Source organism: Subtercola vilae, from assembly GCF_004923255.1.
In the GTDB taxonomy this organism is placed as follows: Bacteria; Actinomycetota; Actinomycetes; order Actinomycetales; family Microbacteriaceae; genus Subtercola; species Subtercola vilae.
The window spans coordinates 1-24,814 of sequence record NZ_QYRT01000029.1 but is presented as its reverse complement, the minus strand read 5'-3'; the positions used below and the strand labels follow the sequence as shown (position 1 = coordinate 24,814).

The following is a 24,814-nucleotide window of genomic DNA, read 5'->3' as shown; positions in this document are numbered from 1 at the left end:
TATGACCGGCCCTTCCTACAACACCATCAGGTACCGTGCCGGACTTCGCATAGCGGTGATGGCCGCCGCTGGGATCGTTGTCGGCCTCTGCGTTGGATTCTTCGCGTCGTGGACGTACGCGCCGGCGCTCGGCTGGTCTGCCGCGGCGATAACGTTCTTGATCTGGGTCTGGGCGACGATCCGCCCCATGGGCCCAGAAGAAACCGCAGCGCACGCCACCCGCGAAGACCCCAGCAGGTTCGCCTCCCACCTCCTCGTCCTGATCGCCACGATCGCCAGCTTCGGCGGAGTCGGGCTGCTCTTGATCGAAGCCACCAACGCAACCGGAATCGCCAAGGCCGGAATCATCCTCCTGGCACTATTCACCATCGCGCTCTCTTGGCTGATCACCCACACCCTCTTCACCCTCCGCTACGCCGCGCAGTACTACCAAACGGCCAGCGGAGTGGACTTCAACGAAAACGAAAAGCCTCGATACAGCGACTTCGGCTACCTCGCATTCACGATCGGAATGACATTCCAAGTCTCCGACACCGACATCAAAAACCATCTCATCCGCGCAACCATCCTCCGCCACGCCCTGCTGTCCTACATCCTCGGCGCCCTCGTCCTCGCGACCACCGTCAACCTCATCTCCGGACTCACCGCACACTAAAACCGGACTCGACAGCCGCAACGTCGACACGCGGCCGATGGTCACGTCAGGCTTTCACAACACTCGATCACCCCGGTCAGAACCGAAATGCCCTGAAGCTCGACCCAGAAATTTGACACACCATAAAGCTCGGGAGTTGGTGGAAGGTTTAGCTGACCCGTTCGCTCCCATGAGTCCTGATCTTGTGCTTAGCGCTGGTGCAAGTCTTCGACTCCCGGGGTTGTTGGAGCCGAATATGTGCGCCGAAAGCGTGGGAGCGTTGTCGATCGGTGCCCGGGCAGGACCGGGGTAGCGCCGGATGCAGCGCAAAAGGCGAGGAGCTTCGGTGGTGCGGGAGTAGACCCCCGACTGCGAACCGCAAACAGTGAGTCGATCTCGGCAACGTCGATTCCGTGCGCGAAACATGGAGCCTGTCAACCCGTGTTGGCACGCTGAGGGTTAGCGATCTCGCTGAGTCGGGTCATCACGGCGCGGGTTGGGGCGATGACCACAATCGACTGCCGCTGCAGCAGCATTGGCACGATGCGATCTTCGAAGAACTCTTTGAGGGTGGGACCGTCGGTTAGACGATCGTCCACGATGATTTCCTGAGGAAGCTTTTGGAGCTTCTCAAGCGTCCGGTCCGCCAAGACGCTTTCGCGTGAATTGTTACCGATCACGATTATGTCAAGCTGTATCCCGCTCGAGGCGATGGCAGCGGCTAATCTACCTGCGGCCTGGCCTAGATCTGAGTTTTTCAGCGCATCCGAGGTCAGCAGCAGCAGGTATCCGAACGTGCTCATGTGCTTTTTCCCTTCCGAGTTCAGACAAGCACATGCGTGTCCGCTCGGCCAGGCAGGGTAGGCGATCCTCATCCGGCAGTGCCCCTTTGCGCGGGTTTGCGGGAGCTTCGATCACGGCGTATAGTGATCGCCGCAAGGTGCTGTTCGTTAGCTGAGGCTCCTTCGCGGAAATATGCCAGCGACCCTAAACGTCGAGAGACGCCTCGGGTCAGGACAGGCCATCCCGGCTTAAGGGGTAGCCCCGATTGGCTCCCAACCGTAAAGTTGGGTCGACGCCGCGAAGTGCCAAAGGTCTTACGAGGACAGGTTGTCACCAGCCAACAGGTTGGGGTCTGTCGGGTGCCGCCGAAAGTGCGGGAGGTGGACCTGATGAGTCCGAGCCATAGTCCCGCGCGCAGAACACCCTCCAGCTGCCAACGTCAACGCCCTATTCACCCAAGGCGGTTAGCTTCTCCAGGTGAGAGTGTTTCGCGCTGCCCAGCGCCTCGATAGGACCGAACCTTCGCGGCGATTCACACTTGCTCTGACCCCGCTAACAGCGGGAGGAAGTGACCTCTGATGAGCTCACCTATCGACACTGAACCAACCGCGCAGCCGAACTCCGCTCTGGACTCCGCGCACGTCGGAAACATCGAAGGCGCCTTCGGCACCATCGCTCTGGGTGATGATGCGCCTCGCACGAAAATGTCCGCGAAGCTCCGTACCCTGGTCGCGATTGTTGGGCCTGGCCTGATCGTGATGGTCGGCGACAACGACGCCGGTGCGTTTGGTACTTACACGCAGGCAGGCCAGAACTACGGAACCAGCCTGCTTTGGGTTCTGGTGCTCCTGATCCCCGTGCTTTACGTGAATCAGGAGATGGTCCTCCGCCTCGGAGCTGTCGCCGGGGTCGGCCACGCGAGGCTCATCCTGGAACGGTTCGGGAAGTTCTGGGGCGCGTTCAGCGTCATCGACCTATTCATCCTGAACGGCCTCACGATCATCACGGAGTTCATCGGCATCAGTCTGGGACTTACCTATCTGGGGATTCCGAAAGTCCCCGGAATCATCGTCGCCGCACTGTTCGTGATCGGGGCTGTCAGTACCGGGTCGTTCAAACGGTTCGAACGTCTTTGCATGATCCTGATCGCCGGATCGCTGCTGCTCGTACCCCTTGTGATTATCGTTCACGCACCGATCGGTGAGGTCGCAGCCGGGTTCCTGATTCCCGGGTTCCCGCCCGGTGCGGAGCTGTCCACGGTGACCTTGCTGATCATCGGGATCATCGGCACGACCGTCGCGCCGTGGCAGTTGTTCTTCCAACAGTCCTACGTCATCGATAAGCGGATAACCCCCCGGTTCATGAACTACGAAAAAGTCGACCTCTGGATCGGAATCGCCATCGTCATCGTCGGCGCGGCCGCTCTGATGTCCGTCACATCCGGGGCGTTCACCGGTACGCCGCTGTTCGGGAACTTCACCGACGCGGGCGGTGTAGCCACAGGCCTAGAACAGTACGTAGGAAAAACGGCAGGCATCCTCTTCGCCGTCGCACTCATCGACGCGTCAATTATCGGTGCGGCCGCGGTCGGTCTCTCCACCTCCTACGCCCTCGGTGACGTTCTCGGACTGAAGCACTCCTTACACCGGAAAGTCTCCGAAGCGAAAGGCTTCTACGCCGCGTTCGCCGGGATCCTCGTGGTCTCAGCCATCGTCGTTCTAATCCCTGGCAGCCCACTCGGGTTAATCACCGTAGGCGTGCAAGTCCTCGCCGGAGTTCTCCTACCCTCAGCAACCGTATTCCTCCTGCTGCTCTGCAACGACAAAACCGTACTTGGGCCCTGGGTCAACGGTCGGGCACTGAATATCTTCACCGCCGCCGTGATCGCCGTCCTCGTAATCTTATCCATCGTGCTCACCGCGAGCGTCTTGTTCCCCTCGATCGGATCCGCCGCGATCATCGCGATCCTCGCTATCGGAGGCGGAGTCTCCCTGCTGGCCGGCATCGCCTTTGCGGTGTACCGCATCATCCGGCCCGCGGCCCCGTCCCCGGACACGGTCGACCGCCGCGAACGTCCCACCTGGCGGATGCCGCCGCTGTCGCTCTTGAAACCACCGAACCTTTCCGCCGGCAGGCGCCTTGGCCTCACGGTTCTTCGCACCTACCTACTACTAGCCATGATTCTCGTCATTGTCCGTATCATTCAGTTGGCCGCGAACCCGGCGGGCTGACATCGTGAACCCTCACCACCAAACCCACTTATCGTGCTGTAACCCCCTCCGAAAGGCCCTCCGATGACTTCCATCACTACCCAGCCGGGCGTGCCTGCTGTGGTCTATCTCTCCTCGATGCTCCGCGACGCCGTCGTCGATGTCGATGGCAAAGGAATCGGCACCATCGCCGATGCCATCGTCCGCCTCGGCCCCACCGGGCACCCGCACCTCACCGGACTCGTCGCTAAAGTCGGACAAAATAGGGTCTTCGTACCGATCACCGTCGTGAGCAGTATCGTTCCCGACCGGATCATCCTGAACACCAAAACACTTGACCTACGCCCGTTCGAACGCCGGGACGGTGAAGTCCTCCTCAAAGAAGCCGTCCTCGGACACCGCGTCATCGACGTCGAACACGCCAGACTCGTCCGCGCCTACGACGTCACCCTCACCAACACCCCAACCGGATGGGCTGCCACCGGACTGGACGTACACAAACGTAGCTGGCTCCCGGGCAGTAAACACGACCAGCACACCCCCCGCGACTGGAACGAATTCGATGCTCTCATCGGGCACGAAGCATCCGTGAAAGTCCGCACCGGGTTCGGTCGTCTCCGCGGGCTCCGGGCAGCAGAAATCGCGGACATCATCGAAAGCGCGTCCACCAGAGAACGCGACGACCTCCTCGACCACCTCCACCACCACCCCGACCTCGAAGCAGACGTCTTCGAAGAACTCCAAGACACCCACCAAACCCAACTCCTCAAAACACTCAGCACCCCAGAGATCGCCGCGGTCCTGACCCGGATGAGAACCGATGACGCCGTCGACGCGATCATTGACCTCCCCCAAGATCGCCGCCAACCCGTCATCGACGCCCTCCCCACCCTGAAACAGGCCGACGTGATGCGGCTCATGAGATACCAAGAATCCAGCGCCGGCGGACTGATGGGCGTTGAATACCTCGCCCTGGGCGAGAACGCGACCATCGCAGAAGTCCTCGATCAAGTCCGGACGTCGACAACCGTGCAACCGGAGGCGCTCAGCACGGTCTACAGCACCAACACCGACCTGCAACTCACCGGATCACTGAGCCTCGTACGCGCCATCCAGGCAGACCCGAACGACCGTCTCGGAGACATCGCCGACCCCGACCCAGTCCACGCCGACCCCCGCGACGACATGATTGACATCAGCAACATCATGGCCGACTACAACCTCCTCACCCTCCCCATCCTCGACGGCAACCACCGAATCCTCGGCGTCATCACCGTCGACGACGCCCTCGAAGCAGCCATCCCCGAAGACTGGCGACGACGAGCACGCCACCAACACGCAACCAACCAAGAACCCACCAACACCTAAAACGAAGACACCAAGCCCCACACGACAAAAAGCGATCACAAAACGCCGCCACGAAGCGATCAAGTTCACACATTGCCCGTGTCCGAGACCTATGTACTGCCAGGTACCTCAGGGGTACAGTTAGAGAGTAGGTGAGGTCAACACCACCCCCGTTCTTCGCCCACGAATACCGGCCCCTCACCCCAGACGAACTCACCGCCGTCCTAACCAGCCGGCTTCCCGCCAGCGACACGGCAACGGACGGCGGAATCGGTCACGCCACAGCAATCGCTACCATCGTCCGGATCACCGGCGGCAACTTCCGCCTCGTCGACCGGCTGGCCACTCAAATCGAACGAATCCAGGCGCTAAACAACCTCGTCGCACTCACACCCGAGGTCGTAGACGCCGCCCGAGAAGCCCTGCTCATCGGCCACTAAACGATGCGCAAATCACGCCACTTACCGCTGCCACTCACACCCACCAGTTTTTTCGACCGACGAGACGCCTCACAACCGTAGGGATACGAGACAGGCATGATGTTGTGAGTATTAGCGCTTCTGGGGGCCACTGTTATTGACGTTGGGGGCCACTGGTCGATGCGGTCGGTGGCGTGGTTGGGGGTCACCGAATATTGCTGTTGGGGGCCATCTGCTTAGCTCCTTCTGCCGTGTGTAGAGGCACGCGGCAGAAGGAGTAATGAAATGGTACGAAGGATTCAAGCGGGACTGGTGCTTCGACTCCGCGCCGAGGGTATGACGGGGCGCGCGATCGCACTCGCGCAGGGCATGTCGCGCAAGAGCGTGCTGGCCGTATTCGATGCCGCTGACCAGGCTGGGATCGGCGGTACCGATTTGGCAGACCGCAGCGATGCTGAGCTGTATACGTTGTTGTTCCCGGGCCGGGGCGATCACGAGAGCGTGTTCGTGCAGCCCGATTGGGAAGCGGTTCACAACGAGCTCGCCAAGGTCGGGGTGACGTTGAAGCTGCTGCATGGTGAGTACGTCGACGCGTGCGCCATGACGGGGCAGCCGGCGATGGGTTACGACCGATTCTGCAAGACGTATGCCGCGCATACGTTGATCACGGGCGCGGCGTCGCGGGTGGGCCACAAGGCTGGGCGGACGGTCGAGGTCGACTGGTCAGGGCCGACGATGCAGCTCATCGACCCGGTGACCGGTGAGTCGTCGCGGGTGTATTTGTTCGTGGCGTGTCTGCCGTTTTCGCGGTATGCGTTCGTCGAGCCGGCGTTGGATATGCGGCAAGATACGTGGCTGCTCGCGAACGTGGCGATGTTTGAGTGGTTCGGCGGAACGGTTCCCCGAATCGTGCCCGACAACTTGAAGACTGGGGTGATCAAACACCCTCGCGAGGGCGAGATCGTGTTGAACGACGCCTACCGTCAGATGGCTGCGCATTACTCGGCCGCGGTGCTCCCGGGCAGACCTCGGGCACCGAAAGATAAGGCGTCGGTGGAAAATACGGTCTCTCATGTCGCGACCTGGGTCATCGCCGGCTTACGTCTCCAGAGCTTCGGAACGCTGCCTGAGCTGCGGGCCGCGATCCGTGAACGGATGGATGCCTATAACCGGGAACCGTTCCAAAAACGCGCCGGCTCCCGCCTTACCGTGTTCGAGACGGAGGAGAAAGCACTACTGCGGCCGCTGCCGGCGACGCCGTATGAGATCAGCCGGTGGATTATCGGGCGTCGGGTACAAAAGAACGGGCACGTGGTCTGGGGAAAGAACTTCTACTCCGCCCCATACGCCCATGTTGGGCAGAGCGTCGACCTGCGCGTCACCAGCCAGGTGCTGGAGGTCTATCGCAACCATGAAAGGCTCACCAGCCACCTGTTGTTCGGTGAGCATGTCGTGAACGAATACCGCACGAACGATGCCGACCAACCGCAGGGCGAGAAATATCGGGAATGGGACACAGAACGGATTCGGGTATGGGCGGAGCGGGTCGGCCCGAACATGGTGACCGTGGTGAACAGGATCTACGAGGCTGTGGCGGTGGAGGAGCAAGGCTTCGACGCTGCCCTGGCCGCGCTGCGGCTGTCCCGCCGATACTCCGCTGAGAGGTTGGAGAGAGCATGCCAGATCGCGCTCGAGGGTCGAGTCCGCTCGCCCCGGTATGCGCACCTGCAACCGATTCTGGAGACCGGGCAAGACAAGAAGAGCACCCGCAGGATGCCGCGGTTCGAACCCACTGAACCCGAACCCGGCGGCTATATCCGCGGCGCCGACTACTACGCCGGAGGCGGTACCCGGTGAGCCGGATCGATATCGAGACCAAACGCAAACTCCGCGAAATGGGTGTCGCCACCTTGTTGGACGCGTTCGATGCCCAGGACGATGTTCTGACGCTGGGGTTGACGTTCGAGGAAAAGCTCAAAGTCGCCGTCGATGACGCCCACTCCGTCTTCACCCAAACCAAGGTCGAGGGACTGATCCGCCGGGCGAACCTGCGTTACCCGAACGCTGACCTGCGCCGCCTGGACCTCGTCGAGGAACGCGGCCTTGACCGGTCCATAATCGCAGGCCTCGGCACGTGTTCATTCATCGACCGGCAGCAGAATGTCGTCTTCCAAGGCTTCACCGGGTCGGGGAAATCATATCTGGGGTGCGCGTTGGCGAAAGCGGCCTGCTCGCACCGGGTACGAGCGCACTACATCCGAATGCCGGAACTCGAAGAGGCGTGGCAACTGGCCCGCGATAAGCCCTCCGGGACGACCAAATTTCTGAACAAGTACTCGTCGTTCACTCTGTTAGTGATCGATGAATGGCTCCTCGACGAACCCGACGAGTCCACCCGGAGCATGCTGCTAGAGCTCCTCGAACGCCGCTACGACCAAACATCAACAGTGTTCTGCACCCAATACGCCCAACGCGATTGGCACCAACGCCTCGGCTCCGGCGTTCACGCCGACGCGATCATGGACCGCATCGTGCACAACACCATCTGGGTCGAGACCGGCGGCCACAACATGCGAGAACACACCGCCGGACGGGTCACGGCATAACTGCTCGCGCGGTCGGGCGACCGTGGCCCCGACCGCGCGACAGCCCGGCCCCCGAAGGCAATACCCGTGGCCCCCAAAGGCAATATCCACTGGCCCCCACACAAGCAAATACTCAATGTTGCCGTTATCCCTCCGCTTACTGTGCATCGTCACCAGACGAGCCAAACCCGCAGCCTCATGTTGGCAGGCATCGGACCACCCAGACTTCGGAGGTCGTGTGGTGGGCATCGGCCCTTCGCGTCGCTAACTCGAGGGCAGACTGTGCCTTGGTCTACCCACGAGTAATCCGACACCATTGGTTAGCGCCGCGGCAGGCCACCCAGCAGCGATTGGCCGCCACCTCCGGATCGGGCAATCCGACTAGAGAGTGATGATTTCCTTGTCAGAGAACCACTCGTTGTCGATCGCGAATCTGCGCACGGCTTGGGGGTCGCTCGTGTACGCGACAATTGCGAGGGCTTCAGAGGCTCTGCTCGCCGTGACATACATGAGGCGCCTGGTGCGACTCAGGGACGAATCCTTCCCCTTGGCTGCGTTCGAAATATCGGTTGCCGTCAGTCCCTTGGCGCCCAGCAGCTTCTCGTAGCTGAACATGAACCCACCGGCTTCCTCATCACTGATGACGACCATAACGCGAGGGAATTCCAGACCCTTCACGCCCTGATGAGTTGCGAACGGTGTTTCACCGGCAAAGTAGCGCCCGTAGCGCTCAACTTGGCTGAAGGATGAGTTTAGGCACCGTTGCCATGATTCGATGCCAGCAGTTGAGGCTTCGGCCTCACCTTCCACTTGGGCCGCCATCAGTGCCGTTTTGATGGAAGTGGGCAATGGGAATAAGCGAGTTGCTTCTAGAACCCCAGCAACCTGCCCGAGTGTGGGAACCAGGTTTCCACTCCAAAGGTTCGTGAGCTGGTCTACTGCGGCCTGGCACTCCGAAAGGATCGCTCGAAGGATCCCCGCTTCCGAGGAGACTTGATTAAGGCGCTCCCTCGTCATCAGCGGGGAGTTCTCACGCACGATTCGAGCGACGGTAAATTTGTCGCCACGCTGATGGGCTTGAATCAAAGGAACGACCTGATTCAAGAAGACCTGCAGTTCGGGTACTGACCCATCCAGAATGCTTGTGTTGTCTCCTGGTACGGATCTCAGGGCGGCGAATATCTCCGCAAATCCAAATCGTTGGGCGGCCATGCTGTGCTCAAGAATCAGGCGTTTCACTGCCGGATTCTTGCCTGTTCGAACGTCGTCTGTTGCGGAGATGGTCCAGTCGGTGTCGCCGGTGATCTCGGCCATCATTTCGGAGGCGACCGTCTCGACAGTGACGGTGTCCGAGCTAGCCGCCGCGAGGAACAACCTGACGGTCCCAGTTCCTCGATCTTCTCGTGACTGCTGCGCGTGGTCATCTACATCAGCTCGTATGCGATTGCCTAATTCGACGATGCGTTCGGGACTGCGGTGGTTCATGACTTTGGCCGGCGTTGCCCACGACGTCGGGATGGAAGTTTCAATGTCGGTCTTGCCCTCGTTGTAGATGCGCTGCATCGTGTCGCCGAATAGACCCAGCACAAACCGTCCCTCCCATTCCACGGCCACGTGCATGAAGGCCTCCAGAAGGGTCTTGTTCGTGTCCTGACTCTCGTCAATAAAGAGGATCGGATGCCTTGTCACGAGGATGTGAGCAAGTGTGGGTTTGCTTACGAGCAGATGCGCTGTCAGCTTGATCACCTGAGAGTGATTGAGAGCTTCTCTTTCACGATTCTCACCCGCTGGGTTGTATGTAAACCGCCGAATGCGATCGATCGTCGCGGTGCGCTCTAGATCCCGTTCCAGTCGGTCGATTCGGTCCGCCTCTTTCTTTGTGCCGGACTTGCTCGGGGAAGCCTGCAGCGATGCGACTGACGCTTGGAGTTCACGCTTCATCCAGTCGCGGATGTCTTCTTGGAATTCGTTTACGAGGCGCCAGGCGAAAGAGTGAATTGTGGAAACGGTGATCAGAGGATCGAAGTCGAGGCGGCTGGAGATCTCGTCGGCGGCGGCATTGGTGAAAGTGATAACCGCGATCTGTTGCCCCCGAAGGGTCAGGTCGTGTCCTCGCTTTCTTGTTGCATCCTGGAGGGCCAAAACGAGTGATCGCGTTTTGCCCGAGCCGGCACCCGCATAAAGGAAGAACGACCGCGCAGCTTCGGGTGTGAGGTACTCAGCGATCTCAGCATCGACCTTGTCGTCGACCGAGGGGTCACTCGGCATCTGTGTCACCGTTGACGGTCAGTTCCTGCTTCTGCATCCGCTCCTCCAGCCACGTAAGTCCTTCGTCGATGTAACGAGGCGGCGTCATCTTCTCAAAATCGACCGACATCATGATGTCGAGGGCGAATTCCGCCTTACTCCCGGAGGTCAAGGCCGCGTGAAGCTTCGCCGCCGCCGATTTGACATCTGTTTCGGTAGTGAGAATATCTCTGAACTTTCTGGTCAGCCCGGTACCCGCTAGCGTTCGAAAGAAAGAAACGTTTTCGAAGGCAAGGGCATCTTCAAACGTGCTCGGGAGAGCTTCTTCCGTGGTCGTATCAAGCGAGACGGTAACGGCGGTCTGATAAGCGAACCGGACTGCGTACTGGTCGTCGCCCTTTTTGATCTTGGCCTCTGTGTGGGCTTCCAAAAGGGAATCCACGTCGGAATCAAGGTCGGACCAGTTCTTCAGTGTCGGATTGCCGCTAATTTGCTTCACTCCCCGTTGAGTGGGCGCGTTTGGACCACTCTCGAACTTCGGATCGAGATCCGTTACGACCAGAGTGGGGATTTTGAGAGCGTCGATCAAGGGCTGAAGGCGGTGGGCATGGCTGCCACCGATCTCGAGCATCGTTACGTATGCCTGATAAAGGGCCGGGTGACGGTGCTTGATAAAAAGCGGAACAAGCATCTTCTCGGCACTGCCCTCCACCAAGATCAATGCGTCGGCGAAGAATATGTCGGCGTGCTGAACGCGGAGATAACGCTGGACGAAGCGCTGCGTGTCCTGCGTGGTGCCGTAGGCCAGGTCCACGTTGATCACATTGGACGTGGGTACGTTGACCCCATTGGCACCAGCTTCGAGTCTTCGGAAGTAGCGCAGGCTCTCGTACGGTAGTTCGTGAGCGATGTGGCTCGAGTGAGTACTGATGACGAGTTGCGTCGTTAGTTCCGACTTGTCAAGAAGATCAATGTGATTGCGGAGCACGTCGAACGCCTTTTTCGCGAAGACCTGCTGAACCTGGACGTGTAGGTGAGCTTCCGGTTCCTCTACGAGGACGAGATGGATGGGCTGGATCGAAGCATCCGACATGGGTTTGGCGGCCTTGCCCACGTGCAGCCATCGATCTCGGAAACTCATGAGGCGGAAGACCATCGAGATCAAATTCTGATAGCCCAAACCGTTCTGTCCTTCGGGCAGGTACATCTCGCTCGTAGCGAGGCCACCAGTTCCTTTCAGCTCAAAGGAAACTGCGGATTCATGCCTGAGACTTTCTGCGGCACTCAGTTTAGAGGCCACTCGAATCCGGGGGTCGGTTACGCCCGGATAGCTCAGACCCGCCATCTCATCAAAGGCGACCTTGAATGCCTGCTTCAACCTGGCGTCGAAATCCTCTTGGGCCACGGCAATCGTCTGGAGCGCATGGAGGTCTTCCGGCCCAGGATTCTCGGCTGGGTCGAGGTGCTTGGTGTAGTAATCGCTTAACTGCCGAGACAACCTGGCCGTGTCGGAGATCCGACCCGTTGACGCATCCGCCGCGTGCTCTCCAGCGTCGCCGAGTCCTCGCTGAGCGTTGATCTCGTCTATAAGAACGATGTCAGCTAGAGGATTCGACGCCAGCGGTTCCGAATCTCGAGGCAGGTCTTGAACGCATGCGCAGTCTTTCATCGGCGGCTGAAACTTCTCGGGATCCAGTACGTAATGCCGCAGCACTAGGTGAGTCTGAAAGTATTTCGAAAGAAAGTCGATTAGATCATCTGGCCAGAGAGACAAATCGCGCGGTTCTGGCGCACTCAATAGCGGTTGGTCGGTCTGCACAGCGGATACGTGGTCCGCCCCATAGTCCACCGCCTCGTGTCCGACGTTATGGTTGGTCGATGCGCTGGACAATATAACAGGCGCCGTTTCTGCGGGTAAGCGCCAGGCCGCTTTAAGTGCCTGCGTCGCGGTCCAGGCGTCGTGGAAAGTGCGAGCCAGATTCTCTTCATCCTTTGGTTCTAGAGCGAAGCGAACCCCTACTCGGCCGCCGGTCCAGTCAAGGGTAGGGATGAGAGGACTTACGCGATGAACCTCGTCGTCCTCGACATGGAGCCAAACGTCGAGGCTGGGCAAAAGGCCGGCCCAGGTTCCGGGCAATGTGACCGAAGGGTCCACTGCCCAGCCTGCACCAATGTCATTGACTTCTTGCCATCTCGACAGCGTCAAGTCGTTTTTACTAAAGGCCGAGATCCCCTGCTTGAGGAAAGAACGGAGAGCGATCAACGCTGACGTCTTGCCGCTGTTGTTAGCCCCGACGAGGAGCGTCGTTTGTTTGGAAAAATCCAAACGGACGGAAGCCAATTTACGAAAGTTTCGAATCTCTACAGCTTCGATGCGCATGCCCCATGCTGGCATAGCTGATTGGCAAACCTCGTTAAATGCTCGCATCCAGTCGTCGCCGGCTCGACTGATCAATCGACCGCGTCGCTGATCCAGAGCATCGCGTTGTCAGCAACCAGGTGTTTCGTTACCGATGCAACATTCGGCTATTCAGCGCAAAGAATCGTCATTATCGCCGGGTTTTGTTGAGCCGGCGAGACGCCTCATAACCCATGGGCGATCCAAGACGGGTTGGGGCGTTGGGGTCTGACCAGTACAGGAACGATGGTTGGCGGTAAGGGCTGGCTCAGTGGCTCAGGTGGGCAAAATTGAGGACTTAACCGCTAGCTCTGTGTCCAGAACCAATATCAAAACAGCGACAGGCTCGCTAGGGATCCGAGATGGGTTCTGGACACATCACCTAGGGCAGGCGGCTCGTCGCTGCGGTCGTCGCACAATCCAAAGATTTTGAACACGGAACACCAGCCATCGCGCCCCGTTCAAGCCTTACCGCCAATGGCCGTCCCGCTACTGGTCAGACCCCAACCCGGAGACATCAGCGACTGACGCTTTCGGCAAGGTTCACGGCGCTCGACGCATCTACGTCGCCGACGGGTCACTTCACCCCACCAATGGAAGCGTGAATCCCACCTTAACCCTGATGGCGAACGCATTCCGCGTCGCCGAGCACCTGCCCGATCACTCGCCACGGTGAAGCCTTCGAGAGCTGCGGGGTTTCACAACACTGGACCTTCATTCGGCTGAAGCAGGTGGTCCAATAGCGCCAATGATCGACGCGGATCCACTGCCTCAGGATCGACCAGCCACTGCAGCTGCAGGCCATCGGATGCGGCCGTCACCAGCGCGGCGACATCCTCGGAGTCGAGATCGGCTGGCAGGTCGCCCGAAAGCTGGCTCTCGCGAACCTTCTCTGACAATTCTGAACGAACGCGCCGAAACCGATTCAGAATGAATTCGTGGGTCACAGGATGTCGGGCCGCGTGGAGGGCGTCCGTCGTCAGCGTGGCGTAGAGCTCGACGAGTCCTGGAATGCTGGCATTGCGTTCAGCGCTTCTCGTCATTGAGGCCACGGCTGAAGCGTGTCGTGGTGCTGGCTGCTCTCGCCGTTCGTTCTCATGAGAACGGTAGACCTCGACCAACAGTTCGTCTCGCGACGCGAAATAATACCGAAGCGCAGCGTGCGAGACCCCGATGGCACCGCCGATCGCGCGAAGCGACGCATCAGTACCCTGTTCCGCGAAAAGGGTGATCGTGTGTTCGAGAATTTCGGCACGCCGCTCGGCGCTTTTCGTGCGTCGGAGGCCACCTTCCGTCGGAATGTGCTTTGCCATGGTGCCATGGTACGGAGTTCCCACCAGATACCGAATCAAAACTCTTCCAATGTAAGAATTTTGGTAGAATTAGCCATGTAAACCAATGATCATTCGCCGCAACAGGTGCACGTGAAGGAGATCTTCAATGACAAAGCCGTCGGTACAGTCCCTGACAAAGCCATCGGTACAGCTTTACTCGATTCGAGACGCCGTTGACGAGAACATTGATCGGGCAATCGAGCGCCTCGCTGAGATCGGATTCGCCAGCGTTGAGCCGTATGCGTTCCACCTTCGAATCGACGACTACAAGCGAGCCTTTGCCGCTGCGGGCGTGACTGCGCCGTCGGGGCATGCCGCGACGATCGACGCACCCGACGCCAGCGTGATCTTCGATGCGGCCGCTGAGCTTGAAATCAGCCTAGTGATTGATCCGTTCATCCCGACCGAACGCTGGCAGAGCGTCAGCAGCGTTCAGGCACTCGCCGATCGCGTCAATGCTCTGGCAGAGCAGGCGGCGGAGCGGGGGCTGCAATTCGGCTACCACAACCATCAGTGGGAATTCGTGAACCGGATCAACGGGCGCCCGGCATACGAAATATTCCTCGACCTCCTCACACCCAACGTCGCTCTCGAGGTCGATACGTTCTGGGCGACGGTGGGCAGCGCTGATGCTCCAGCGCTCCTGCGTCAGCTCGGTGACCGCGTTCAGGCGCTGCACATCAAAGACGGAAAGATCAGCGAAGACATCGCCACCATCCTGCCGAGCAGCGAAGATGCTCTTGTCGTGCCTGCCGCATTGAAGGCGGCGTTCGAGAACCAGACACCCGCAGGGCAAGGTGATGTCGACGTCATCGGAGTGCTCCGTGCCGCTCCTCACGCGCTGCGAGTGGTCGAGTTCGATGCGTACTCGGGAGATGTCTTCGCCGGAATTGCCGAGTCCTTTGCCTGGCTGAAGCAGAACGACGCCGAGGTGACCGCGTAATGGCCTCGACCTCAGCCGGTGTGGTTGGCGTCGGTATCATCGGTGCTGGCGTCATCTCGACGCAGTATCTCGACAATCTCACCCGCTTCCCCGACGTCGAGGTGCGGTTCATCGCCGACCTCAACCTCGAACGCGCGAGCACCCAGGCGAACACATACGGCATCGCTGCATCAGGAACCGTCGATGAACTCCTGGCTCGTGACGACATCGAACTGGTCGTGAACCTGACCATTCCCGCGGTACACACGGAGGTCGGCCACCGCATCATCAAAGCGGGAAAGCACGTGTGGAGCGAGAAACCGGTGGCTCTCGATCACGAATCTGCCGCCGACCTACTGCGAGCAGCTGAGGAAGCGGGTGTTCGGGTGGGATGCGCCCCCGACACTGTTCTCGGCGCGGGCATCCAAACCGCCCTGCGTTTGATAGCGCGTGGCGATATCGGTGAACCATTGACCGCTACAACGATGTTCCACGTGCCGGGCCCGGAGGCGTGGCACCCCAACCCGGACTTTCTGTTCGCCCACGGTGCAGGGCCGCTCTTCGACATGGGCCCCTACTATGTGACGACGCTGGTGCACGTCTTCGGCGCTGCGAACCGCGTTCAGGCGGTGTCATCGCAGTCGCGCGCAACGCGCACGATTGCGACGGGCACGCGAGCCGGCGAAGAGTTTCCGGTCGAAGTACCCACCCACCATGCTGCACTGATCGAATTCGGCCCGGGGCGATCCGCGCAATCCACGTTCTCGTTCCAGCATGCACTGCCTCGGATGGGTTTCGTCGAAATCAACGGCACCGACGGAACGATCAGCCTTCCCGACCCGAATACCTTCGAAGGAAGCAGCCAACTCTGGCGTTATGGCGACAGCGAACCGACGATCATCGAAGCAGAGGGTGCGACGTATGGTCGTGGCGCGGGAATCGTCGATATGGTGCGTTCTCTTCGGAGAGGTGAGCCGTCGCGTGCTGCAGGCGCACTCGCGTCGCATGTACTCGACGTGCTGTTGGGCATCCGTGACGCGGCCGAGAGTGGCAATGCGGTGAGCATCACGTCGAGCGCGACAGAGATTCCGCCCCTTCCTGTTGGTTGGGACCCAGCCGCTGCCACGTTCTAAGCTGCTGCTGACAGCAGAAATCTGCTGTCGCACGTTTGCGACCGCGGGTTTTCTTTGCCTGGAGGCGCTAGCGACCGGCTAGCGACCCGCCGATACCTCCGACGCTGAAGTACCTGTTCAGCAGTGCGAAAAGGATGACTGGGGGCAACATCATGATGACGGCTACTGCCATGACCAGGCCCCAGTTTGTCTGGTTCTGTTGGAAGAACGACTGCAGACCGATTGGAAGCGTGTAGTTGTCGTTGGAACGAAGGAACACGACGGCGACCAGATAGTCGTTCCATGCGAGCAGGAACGCGAAGATCGCGGTCGAAAGCACGCCCGGAAGGGAGTTCCGCAGCACTATTCGTGTGAAGCCGCCGAAAACCGAGGCTCCGTCCATCCACGCAGCTTCTTCGAGCGTGACCGGGATCGAGTCGAAGTACGCTGCCATCATCCAGATTGCCACCGCCATAGTCGAACCCACATAGATGATCGTGACGCTGGCCAGGGTGTCGACTAGGCCGACTTGGGCGAATAGGAAGAACAGCGGGATGACTGCCGTGACGACGGGGAGCGACTGCACGACGAACAAAATGAGCGAGTAGCCGGAAACGGCCCTACTTCGACCGCGGGAGAGAACATATCCAGCGGGTGCGGCAACGATCACCGCAACTACAACGGTGATGAGGGTGACTATCAGGCTGTTCTTGAGCCAGGTTGCTACGTCTGTCTGGGTGAAGACATTGACGAAGTTCTCGAATGTGAGGCCCGTGGCGGTGCTACCGAGCGCGGGTGACAGGGCGAGAAACACAACGGCCACGATCGGTATCACCACGATGACCGTGATGATCAGGATGGCAAGGAACCGCCACCACTTGCCCTTCTCCTGCATCTGCGTCAGCGTTGGGCGCTTCATCGATCGCGCTTTCGCCTCGGACCGTACACCCGCCTCCGGGCGTACGCCTGCGATGGGTCGACCGGTAATTACGGAACTAGTCTGCGCGGTCATTCGATGTTCACCTTTCGGATCTGGCGGTACAGCAACGTGGAGATGATCACAAGCACGATGGTCATCATGAAGGCGATCGCGACACCCGGGCCCGTCTGGAAGTTCTGGAACACCGTCGTGTACGCCAACACCACGAGTGTCTGGGTGGAGTTGACCGGGCCACCACCGGTGAGCAGGAAGATACTCGGAAAGTCATTTACGCAGAAGATCGTCATCAGGATCCAGCTGATGTACGTTGTGCGCGCAATCATCGGAAGCGTGATTCGAGTAAACGTCTGTACCGCGGTTGCACCATCGACTTTCGAAGCCTCGTAGACGTTCACATCTACTGACGTCAGCGCCGACGCCATCATCATCATCATGAAAGGAAAGCTGATCCACACCTTGAAGACGCAGACCGTGATCTGCGCGAGGAACGGGTTCGCGAGGAACAGAACGTTACCAAACCCAAGTGCCTGGGCGAGCATCGGGAGTGGTGACTGGGGGGTAGCCACGAGCCAGTTCCATGACATTGCCGATACGACAATGGGAACGACCCACGGAAGCAATAGCAGAACCTTGAATACACCGTTAGCCGGGATGCGCGTACGCAACAACAATGCCAGTGATATCCCCACGATCCAGCTGCCGAACACACCGACGATCGTGAAGACGACAGTGAAGATCGCAGCGTGCCAGAACTCCGGGCTCTGCAGAACCGCAATGTAGTTCGCCAGTCCGACGAATTCGCCAGCACTCAGCAGATCTCCGTTGCTCAGCGACTGGATGCCCGCATAGATAACGGGGTACAGGTTGAGCAGGATGACCAGGATCAGTGACGGGAGGAGAAAGAGGAAGAATATGCGTGAGTGAGAAAATCGACGCTTGCTGTTATTCGCCGATCGTCCAGGTCCGGCATTCCCCACGCCGCTCCGCGCCCGCTTGAGGGCTCCGATCGCCGTACCGGTCGTCATCTGTTTCTCCTTTGAAAGATTTTGCTAAGCCTAAAAGGGTGGGCCCGGCTTTCGCCGACCCACCCCGAATTCGTGAGTTATTTCATAAGGCCCGTGATCGAGCTCTGTAGCGTGTTGAGAGCATCCGTTGCCGTCGTGTTCCCCAGGAGGATCGACTGCGCAAAGGTGGTCATCGGTGCGGTTCCATCGACGGTGTTCGCGATGTTGTAGAACAGGCCAGTTCCGCCGGGAGCGGCCCAGGTCTTGAAGATCGGCTGCCATTCCTTGACGATCTTGACGTTGTTCGAGTCTGCCTGGAACTCAGGGGTTGCCGCGATCGACTTCAGCGGTGGCAGGCCGATACCCGTGTTCTTCGTCCACAGCTGCTTCATGTTCTGGTAGTAGTACGTCAGAAACGCCTCAGAATTAGCCTGGTTCGGCGTGTTCTTGTACATCATGATGTTGTTCGGGAGGTACAAGCCCCCGGTCTTGCCGCTATTGCTCTTAAGCGGGTCTCCGACAACCATGTCTTTTACGACGTCGCCTGTCACGCTTGCTGCGAGGCCAGCGCCATCCCATCCGAAACCGAATGTCTTGGCTGCCCACTGCGCCTGCACGTTCGCGCTGGTGTAGGTGGCGGCGGCGGGGTCGCTGAAGCCGCTCTTCACGAGGTCGAGAACGAATTCCATCGCCTCGACATTCTCGGGAGTGTTGCAGGCTGGCTTCTGGTTCTCGTCGAAGAGCCCTCCGCCGTTGTTGATCATGAACGCGGCGAGAATGTGGCTGCCGGTGAAGTTACCGGCACCGGAACCCAGGCCGAAGCCGTACACGCCGTTCTTCTTCAGAGCCGCGCACACGCTGTGGTACGAGTTCCAGTCTGTCGGCGGTTGAACGCCAGCCTCGTCGAGCAGCGCCTTGTTGTACCAAGACACACGCACGTCCAGGTTGTACGGTACTGCTGCGTAGCCGTCAGGCGTCTTCAGCGTGTCGACGAGACCGTCAAAGAAGTCGTCATAGATGCCGTTGCTCTTCCAGCTGGAGAGCAGGTTATCTGCGTACGCAATCTTGCCCTGTTGGGCGAACTGGAACGCCTGCGTTCCACCGCCAGAGCTGACTGCCGGACCAGTGTTGGAAGCTACGGCCGAGGAGAACGTCTGGGTGAAGTTCGCCCACTGAACTTCCTGGTATGTTGCCGCCCCGAGCCCACTGGCGGGAACGTAAGCCTTGGTGATCTGTTCGTCGAGCGGGTTAAACGCGGTGCCACCCCACGGCATATTCCAGAACTTGATAGCCGCTGATGAGCCGCCTGATGATCCCCCTCCGGTGGAACACGCCGCAAGAGCGGCTGTAGCCGCCGCAGCCCCCGCGAGGCCGATAAACCCCCGCCTTGAGAAAGAAGATCCTGTGAATGACGCCATGACATTTTCCTTTCCAGCCGCCGTCGCCTGTGGCGGCGGCCATGATTCTTCTTTGGATGCATGTGTCGCTCTGGGAGTGAAAATGTTTCGTATTGCGACGGCATTATTATTTGACTATTCGCGAGAGTTGTCAACTGATCTCGGCCGGTTGTTAGCGGACTGTATCCCCCGCTCCTACAGAAAGCGACAGCCGAGTCGGCCCCACAGAGCTAGCGAAGCCGCCGAAGGCCGTTACCATGAGCGCATGAGTTCACAAAATGTTTCGTCCGGACGGGCAACTCTCGCGGAAATCGCCCGCGATGCGTCCGTGTCGATGTCGACTGTGTCGAAGGTACTCAATGGTAGAAGCGGCGTCTCAGATGGTGTGCGCGAACGGATCGAAGGGCTGCTTCACACCGCGGGGTACAGCCGGCGCGGCACCGTGGTCGACCAGGAGAGGCTGATCGAGCTGGTGTTCGCCAGCATCGACAGTGAGTGGTCGCTGCAGATCATTCGTGGGGTGGAGAGCGTCGCCCGCGAAAACGGTCTGAATGTCATCTTGACGGAGAGTGGCGGTCGTCCGACCGGAGAACCGGGATGGATCGACGGAATTCTGCGGCGTCAACCTGTTGGCGTGGTTTTGCTCTTCTCGAACCTGCCTCTCGAGTATAAACGCCAGCTGGCTATACGAAATATTCCTTATGTGATACTCGATCCCGCAGGCGAACCTGACGCGGACGTCTCGTCGGTAGGCTCGAGCAACTGGTTAGGCGGCCTCACTGCCACGCGGCATCTGATCGAGCTGGGGCACCGCAGAATCGCCATGGTCACGGGGCCTAGAGAAATGATGTGTTCACGAGCTCGCCTGTCCGGGTATCACTCTGCGCTCGACGAGGCTGGCATCCCGTTCGACCCGACGCTCGTCGATGCCGGACAGTTCGACTACGAAGACGGTGTTGCCGCTGGAACGAACTTCCTGACACTGCCGGAGCGGCCGACGGCCATCTTCGCGGGCAACGACATGCAGGCCTTTGGAATCTACGAAGCGGCGCGCCTACTCAGGCTCGCAGTGCCCGACGATATCTCGGTGGTCGGCTACGACGACGTTCCCAGTTCCGGCTGGATGTCACCCAAGCTGACGACCATTCATCAACCCTTGATCGAGATGGCGGAGGAGGCGACTCGGCTGGTTATGGCATTACGCAATGATCCTGACCGGCGACTCACCCGCATCGAGCTCGCGACCAGTCTCGTGGTTCGGGCGAGCACGGCACCACCACGCCGAGAGAGGTACGAGAATGAACAATACGTTTCTGGAAAGATAGAGAAAACTTGCGCCAACTTTATGGACTGAGTTATGGTACAGACGCGTATGAACGGTCGGAATTCGGCCATGCGGATGAAGGAGTCTGTGCAGATGAGTCAACCCCCGTTGCGTGTGGCGCTCGTCGGCTACGGTTTCATGGGCGCAGCTCATTCGCAGGCATGGCGCGTGGCCCCCCGATTCTTCGATCTGCCTGTCGAGCCGCAGATGGCCGTGATCGTGGGCCGTGATCGCGTCCGTGTCGAAGCCGCTGCCGAGCGATTCGGTTGGGCCGAGAGTGAGACCGATTGGCGGCGGGTCATCGAGCGCGACGACATCGATCTCATCGACATCTGCAGCCCTGGGGTCACGCACGTCGAAATCGCGATTGCGGCGCTCGAAGCCGGCAAGCACGTGCTCTGCGAGAAGCCTCTGGCAAACACTGTCGAGGAAGCCGAACGGATGGCTGACGCGGCGACGCGCGCGGCCACGAGGGGCGTCTACGCCATGGTGGGCTTTAGCTATCGGCGGGTGCCCGCGATCACGTTTGCCCGCGACCTCATCGCTGAAGGCCGAATCGGTGAGCTGCGTCAAGTGCGGGCTCTCTATCTCCAGGACTGGTTGGTTGATGCTGATGGCCCGATGACGTGGCGCCTCGACAAGGATCGCGCAGGCTCGGGATCGCTCGGCGACATCGGGGCGCATGCAATCGATGCAGTCCAGTTCGTGACGGGGCGTCAGGTGCAGAGCGTGAGCGGAATCCTAGAGACCCTTGTCAAGGAGCGACCACTGCTTGGAGAATCGACTGGGCTCAGCGGCACGTCTTCAGAGGAGCGAGGTCAGGTGAGCGTCGATGACGTGGCGTTGTTCACCGGCCGCCTGGACGGCGGTGTGCTCGGTTCTTTCGAAGCGACCAGATATGCGACTGGACGAAAGAACGCATTTCGGCTCGAGTTCAGTGGTTCGCTTGGCGCCATCGCATTCGATTTCGAACGGATGAACGAACTCGAGTTCTACGACAGCACTGACCCTGTCGGCTTGCGTGGGTTTCGCCGTATTCTCGTGACCGAGCCTGAGCACCCCTACATGTCGGCCTGGTGGCCGACCGGGCATGGCATCGGTTACGAGCATCCGTTCTCGCACCAGGTGCGCGACATGCTTGTCGACATCACTGCGGGCGTGCAGCCGCGACCGTCGTTCGATGACGGGCTTCAGGTGCAACGGGTACTCGGTGCCGTCGAGGCTAGCTCGGCGGCTAACAGCTCGTGGATTTTCGTCAACAACCAGGGTTCAGCCCTGAAGTTCAGAACCAGTGAGCGGAAGTAAGGCTCGGATAAGGAGGAGTCGATGACTTCGGAAAATTCAGGTGAGCGCAAAGTGCTCATCGTGCGCGGCGGCTGGGATGGGCATCAGCCCGTCGAGACCACGGACTCGATGATTCCGTTTCTCGAGAGAAACGGATTTTCGGTGCGTGTCGAGGAGTCGACCGGCATCTACGCAGATACCGACTACCTGACGACCGTCGACCTCATCCTGCAGATCAATACCATGGCCTCGATCACCAAGGCCGAATTCGCCGGTCTTCAGGCTGCGGTTGTGAACGGTACGGGCATGGGCGGTTGGCACGGGGGAATCGCTGATTCGTATCGTGACAACGCCGACTATCTGCACATGGTCGGCGGTCAATTCGCGCATCATGCGGGCAAGGATCCGGCCGAACGCACCGGAGAGCAGTCCGACAACTACATTCCCTACATTGTCAACATCACGGAGCTGGGTCGTTTGCATCCGATCACTCAGGGCATAGACGACTTCGATCTCGTGAGCGAGCAGTACTGGGTGCTGAGCGACGAGTACAACGATGTGCTCGCGACCACCACGCAGTCCGTTCGACCGTGGGATGCATGGAACCGCCCCGTCACAGCGCCGGCCATCTGGACCAGGCAGTGGGGAAAGGGGCGAATATTCGTTTCTGCACCCGGACACCGTCTCGACATTCTTGACAACCCGAACGTTCGCACGATCGTAGAGAGGGGCCTGCTGTGGGCAGCGCGCTGAATATCGGAATCATCGGAGTGGGCACGATCAGCGCCCAGTACTTCGCGGAGTTTCCCAAACTCGAAGGCCTGAACCTGGTCGCCGTCGCCGACGTCAACGAGGCCCGTGCGGCAGAGGTCGCCGCAGAGCAGAACGTCGAAGCGCTCAGCGTGAGCGCACTGCTCGCCAACCCGTGTATCGACGCCGTGCTGAACCTGACGATTCCCTCAGCTCACGTCGATATAGCGACGCGCGCGTTGCAAGCAGGAAAGCACGTCTACGGAGAGAAGCCTCTAGCGCTCGACCCCGAAGAAGCGATGCCGATGCTCGAACTCGCGCACCAGCTTGGCCTCCGTGTGGGTAGTGCTCCGGATACCGTGCTCGGCACGGGTATCCAGACTGCACGTGCACTCCTGGATTCCGGAGCCATCGGTGAGCCGGTTGCTGCTGCGGTCCACTGGAGCTCGGCAGGACACGAGCTCTGGCACCCCGCTCCCCAGTTCTACTATCAGCCGGGTGGCGGGCCGCTGTTCGATATGGCTCCGTACTACCTCACCGCCCTCATCACCCTGTTGGGGCCGGTGGTCAGAGTTTCCGGAGTCTTGTCGCACTCCGATCGCGAACGCACGGTAGCTACGGGAGGGCAGGCCGGAAGCATCATTCCAGTCGACGTTGATACGCATGTCAGCGCGATTCTCGAACACGAAAATGGGGTGACTTCGACCCTGACAGTGAGCTTCGAGTTGTGGATCACACGTGCTCCACTGTTCGAGCTGTTTGGCACGACTGGCACGATAGCGGTGCCAGACCCCAACCGGTTCTCTGACCCGGTCGAGGTCTGGACAGTTGAGAAACCGGAATGGACCAAGGCTCCTGCCACCGCTGGATATGCGGACGCCGGCCGCGGATTCGGGCTGGCGGACATGGCGCGTGCGATCGAGACCGGTCGACCACATCGGGCATCCGGAGACGTCGCATTCCACGTGCTCGAGATCATGGATGCCGTACTTCGTGCAGGGCGTGAGCACCGCGTCGTCGAGATCACCAGCACAGTCCTGAGGCCGGAACCGGTGCCGCTCGGTTCCACCCCGAGCACCTGGTAGTTTTCGGGGTCCGAGGAGAATCGGTACAGGATCTGGCGTTATGGGCGGGTTCGTTTGTGCGGGATTGTGGACTTTGCCGCTCTTTGGCGGCGTTCTGTGACCGCTAAATGGCGTGTCGATACGTACGGTAACCATCCCTCAGCGGGCAGTTTGTGGGCCGGCAGCGAACGTGAGCCATTCCTCATCCAGTTCGTATCCGACTGCTCGATTCGCGGCAATGCTTGCAGGGTTGTCCATCGAACCGCCGGTGCGGAAGATCCTATGACCGGCATCAACGAGCGCGATGACGGAGGCTGCTTTGACTGCCGTCCCAAGCCCACGGCCACGCCACCCTCGATGGACCACGGTGAAATGCGTTTCTGCTCCGTGGCTACCGGACTCTACGAATGTCATAGCCACGAGACGGCGGTCGCGCGCGAAGGCACCCCAGCCACGATGGTCGATGGTCGGTGATGCTTGCGCAGGAGTCAAGGCGGAATGAGACGTGGCGACGTCGCCAGGGTAGTCGTCGGCTGTCTCCCGATCCAAAGCGAGGACCGCTCCGGCGTCTGTGGGCCCAAGTTCGCGGATGGTCGCGATGGCATTCACTCGATCAATCAGTATTGCCAGTCGCTCGATGCTCCTGTTATCGGTCTCGAGTCGTGCACCCCATGAGCGGGCAATGACCACCCAACCCGCCGCTTCAAGCTCAGGTCGATCGGGTGAATCCGTTTTGACCACTCTGCGTTCCTGCACCGGCACATTAGATCACGGCGTCCCACCAGGCACAGCATCGCCGGGCACGGATAAGCGGATGCCCGCTCGTGGATCGGCGTAAGGGCACCTCGCCGGTCGCGACGACACAGGCCGGACATCCCAGCTGACGCAACAATCCACCGTTACACGCTCAATTTGGCCATTTGGACCCGCGCGCGACCCGTCCGACGAGACGCCTCGTAACCCATGGGTTGCGAGCCGCCGCGACACCGCAGCATCGCCCGTTCTCGGACAACAGGTCGGTGAGTTGGGGCAGACTCGCCGTTACCAGCCCCAAAATCGT

Annotated in this window: 20 protein-coding genes, 1 pseudogene and 1 riboswitch; of the genes and pseudogenes, 13 read left to right on the top strand and 8 right to left on the bottom strand. The window is 59.9% G+C overall.

Annotation, left to right across the window (positions count from 1 at the left end):
• The first annotated feature begins 1 nt into the window (after position 1).
• Entirely contained in the window at positions 2–655 is a 654-nt protein-coding gene (locus D4765_RS13535) for a DUF1345 domain-containing protein (RefSeq protein WP_136642837.1), read from the top strand.
• Positions 656–1,068: 413 nt separating this feature from the next.
• Here the strand turns inward: D4765_RS13535 and D4765_RS13530 are convergent, their stop codons facing one another.
• On the bottom strand, positions 1,069–1,437 hold the full coding sequence (locus D4765_RS13530) for a hypothetical protein (RefSeq protein ID WP_136642836.1): 369 nt from the start codon (positions 1,435–1,437) through the stop codon (positions 1,069–1,071).
• 136 nt (positions 1,438–1,573) lie between these two features.
• Positions 1,574–1,747, top strand: a riboswitch (M-box (ykoK) riboswitch).
• Positions 1,748–1,995: 248 nt separating this feature from the next.
• Here D4765_RS13530 and D4765_RS13525 point away from each other — a divergent pair.
• From D4765_RS13525 to D4765_RS13505, 5 genes are all read left to right on the top strand, one after another.
• Positions 1,996–3,648, top strand: coding sequence for an Nramp family divalent metal transporter (locus D4765_RS13525; RefSeq protein ID WP_136642835.1), 1,653 nt, complete (start codon positions 1,996–1,998; stop codon positions 3,646–3,648).
• Between the two features lie 63 nt (positions 3,649–3,711).
• On the top strand, positions 3,712–4,995 hold the full coding sequence (locus D4765_RS13520) for a magnesium transporter MgtE N-terminal domain-containing protein (protein ID WP_136642834.1): 1,284 nt from the start codon (positions 3,712–3,714) through the stop codon (positions 4,993–4,995).
• Between the two features lie 131 nt (positions 4,996–5,126).
• On the top strand, positions 5,127–5,414 hold the full coding sequence (locus D4765_RS13515; RefSeq protein WP_237280434.1) for an ATP-binding protein: 288 nt from the start codon (positions 5,127–5,129) through the stop codon (positions 5,412–5,414).
• A gap of 264 nt (positions 5,415–5,678) precedes the next feature.
• On the top strand, positions 5,679–7,250 hold the full coding sequence (istA, locus tag D4765_RS13510) for an IS21 family transposase (RefSeq protein WP_136642833.1): 1,572 nt from the start codon (positions 5,679–5,681) through the stop codon (positions 7,248–7,250).
• A complete protein-coding gene (locus D4765_RS13505; RefSeq protein WP_136642832.1) occupies positions 7,247–7,999 on the top strand; it encodes an ATP-binding protein in 753 nt (250 codons plus the stop codon). Before istA ends, D4765_RS13505 begins: the two co-directional genes overlap by 4 nt.
• A 360-nt stretch (positions 8,000–8,359) precedes the next feature.
• Here D4765_RS13505 and D4765_RS13500 read toward each other — a convergent pair whose 3' ends face one another.
• Complete coding sequence (locus tag D4765_RS13500) at positions 8,360–10,246, bottom strand: UvrD-helicase domain-containing protein (RefSeq protein ID WP_136642831.1); 1,887 nt, start codon at positions 10,244–10,246, stop codon at positions 8,360–8,362.
• Positions 10,236–12,605 carry an AAA family ATPase gene (locus tag D4765_RS13495; RefSeq protein ID WP_136642830.1) on the bottom strand — a complete coding sequence of 790 codons (2,370 nt, stop codon included), beginning with the start codon at positions 12,603–12,605 and terminating at the stop codon, positions 10,236–10,238. Before D4765_RS13495 ends, D4765_RS13500 begins: the two co-directional genes overlap by 11 nt.
• A gap of 535 nt (positions 12,606–13,140) precedes the next feature.
• Between D4765_RS13495 and D4765_RS20165 the strand changes: the two are divergent.
• Positions 13,141–13,299, top strand: a pseudogene (locus D4765_RS20165) (GMC oxidoreductase); the annotation flags it as partial.
• A gap of 22 nt (positions 13,300–13,321) precedes the next feature.
• On the opposite strand, the gene D4765_RS13485 reads toward D4765_RS20165, so the two are convergent.
• Complete coding sequence (locus D4765_RS13485) at positions 13,322–13,936, bottom strand: TetR/AcrR family transcriptional regulator (RefSeq protein ID WP_136642829.1); 615 nt, start codon at positions 13,934–13,936, stop codon at positions 13,322–13,324.
• Positions 13,937–14,063: 127 nt separating this feature from the next.
• On the opposite strand from D4765_RS13485, the gene D4765_RS13480 reads away from it, so the two are divergent.
• Both D4765_RS13480 and D4765_RS13475 read left to right on the top strand, forming a co-directional pair.
• Positions 14,064–14,900, top strand: coding sequence for a sugar phosphate isomerase/epimerase family protein (locus D4765_RS13480; RefSeq protein WP_136642828.1), 837 nt, complete (start codon positions 14,064–14,066; stop codon positions 14,898–14,900).
• The gene (locus tag D4765_RS13475) at positions 14,900–16,012 is read left to right on the top strand and encodes a Gfo/Idh/MocA family protein (protein ID WP_136642827.1); all 1,113 of its coding nucleotides are present in this window, start codon (positions 14,900–14,902) and stop codon (positions 16,010–16,012) included. The genes D4765_RS13480 and D4765_RS13475 overlap by 1 nt, the downstream gene beginning before the upstream one ends.
• A 67-nt stretch (positions 16,013–16,079) precedes the next feature.
• Here D4765_RS13475 and D4765_RS13470 read toward each other — a convergent pair whose 3' ends face one another.
• The 3 genes from D4765_RS13470 to D4765_RS13460 form a co-directional block, all read right to left on the bottom strand.
• Positions 16,080–16,910: a carbohydrate ABC transporter permease gene (locus tag D4765_RS13470; protein ID WP_136642826.1), complete on the bottom strand. Its 831-nt coding sequence runs from the start codon at positions 16,908–16,910 to the stop codon at positions 16,080–16,082.
• 89 nt (positions 16,911–16,999) lie between these two features.
• A complete protein-coding gene (locus D4765_RS13465) occupies positions 17,000–17,956 on the bottom strand; it encodes a carbohydrate ABC transporter permease (RefSeq protein WP_136642825.1) in 957 nt (318 codons plus the stop codon).
• A 77-nt stretch (positions 17,957–18,033) separates the two neighbouring features.
• Positions 18,034–19,209 carry an ABC transporter substrate-binding protein gene (locus tag D4765_RS13460; RefSeq protein ID WP_237280433.1) on the bottom strand — a complete coding sequence of 392 codons (1,176 nt, stop codon included), beginning with the start codon at positions 19,207–19,209 and terminating at the stop codon, positions 18,034–18,036.
• 130 nt (positions 19,210–19,339) lie between these two features.
• Here D4765_RS13460 and D4765_RS13455 point away from each other — a divergent pair, with 130 nt between their 5' ends.
• The 4 genes from D4765_RS13455 to D4765_RS13440 all read left to right on the top strand — a co-directional run bounded on the left by D4765_RS13455 (position 19,340) and on the right by D4765_RS13440 (position 23,775).
• Positions 19,340–20,686: a LacI family DNA-binding transcriptional regulator gene (locus D4765_RS13455; RefSeq protein ID WP_338054637.1), complete on the top strand. Its 1,347-nt coding sequence runs from the start codon at positions 19,340–19,342 to the stop codon at positions 20,684–20,686.
• Positions 20,687–20,749: 63 nt separating this feature from the next.
• Complete coding sequence (locus D4765_RS13450; RefSeq protein ID WP_136642822.1) at positions 20,750–21,961, top strand: Gfo/Idh/MocA family protein; 1,212 nt, start codon at positions 20,750–20,752, stop codon at positions 21,959–21,961.
• Between the two features lie 21 nt (positions 21,962–21,982).
• Positions 21,983–22,693, top strand: coding sequence for a ThuA domain-containing protein (locus D4765_RS13445; RefSeq protein WP_136642821.1), 711 nt, complete (start codon positions 21,983–21,985; stop codon positions 22,691–22,693).
• Positions 22,678–23,775 carry a Gfo/Idh/MocA family protein gene (locus D4765_RS13440; protein WP_136642820.1) on the top strand — a complete coding sequence of 366 codons (1,098 nt, stop codon included), beginning with the start codon at positions 22,678–22,680 and terminating at the stop codon, positions 23,773–23,775. Before D4765_RS13445 ends, D4765_RS13440 begins: the two co-directional genes overlap by 16 nt.
• A gap of 138 nt (positions 23,776–23,913) precedes the next feature.
• Here D4765_RS13440 and D4765_RS13435 read toward each other — a convergent pair whose 3' ends face one another.
• Positions 23,914–24,510 (bottom strand): GNAT family N-acetyltransferase, encoded by a 597-nt coding sequence (locus D4765_RS13435; protein ID WP_136642819.1) that lies wholly within the window; start codon positions 24,508–24,510, stop codon positions 23,914–23,916.
• Between the last annotated feature and the right edge of the window lie 304 nt (positions 24,511–24,814).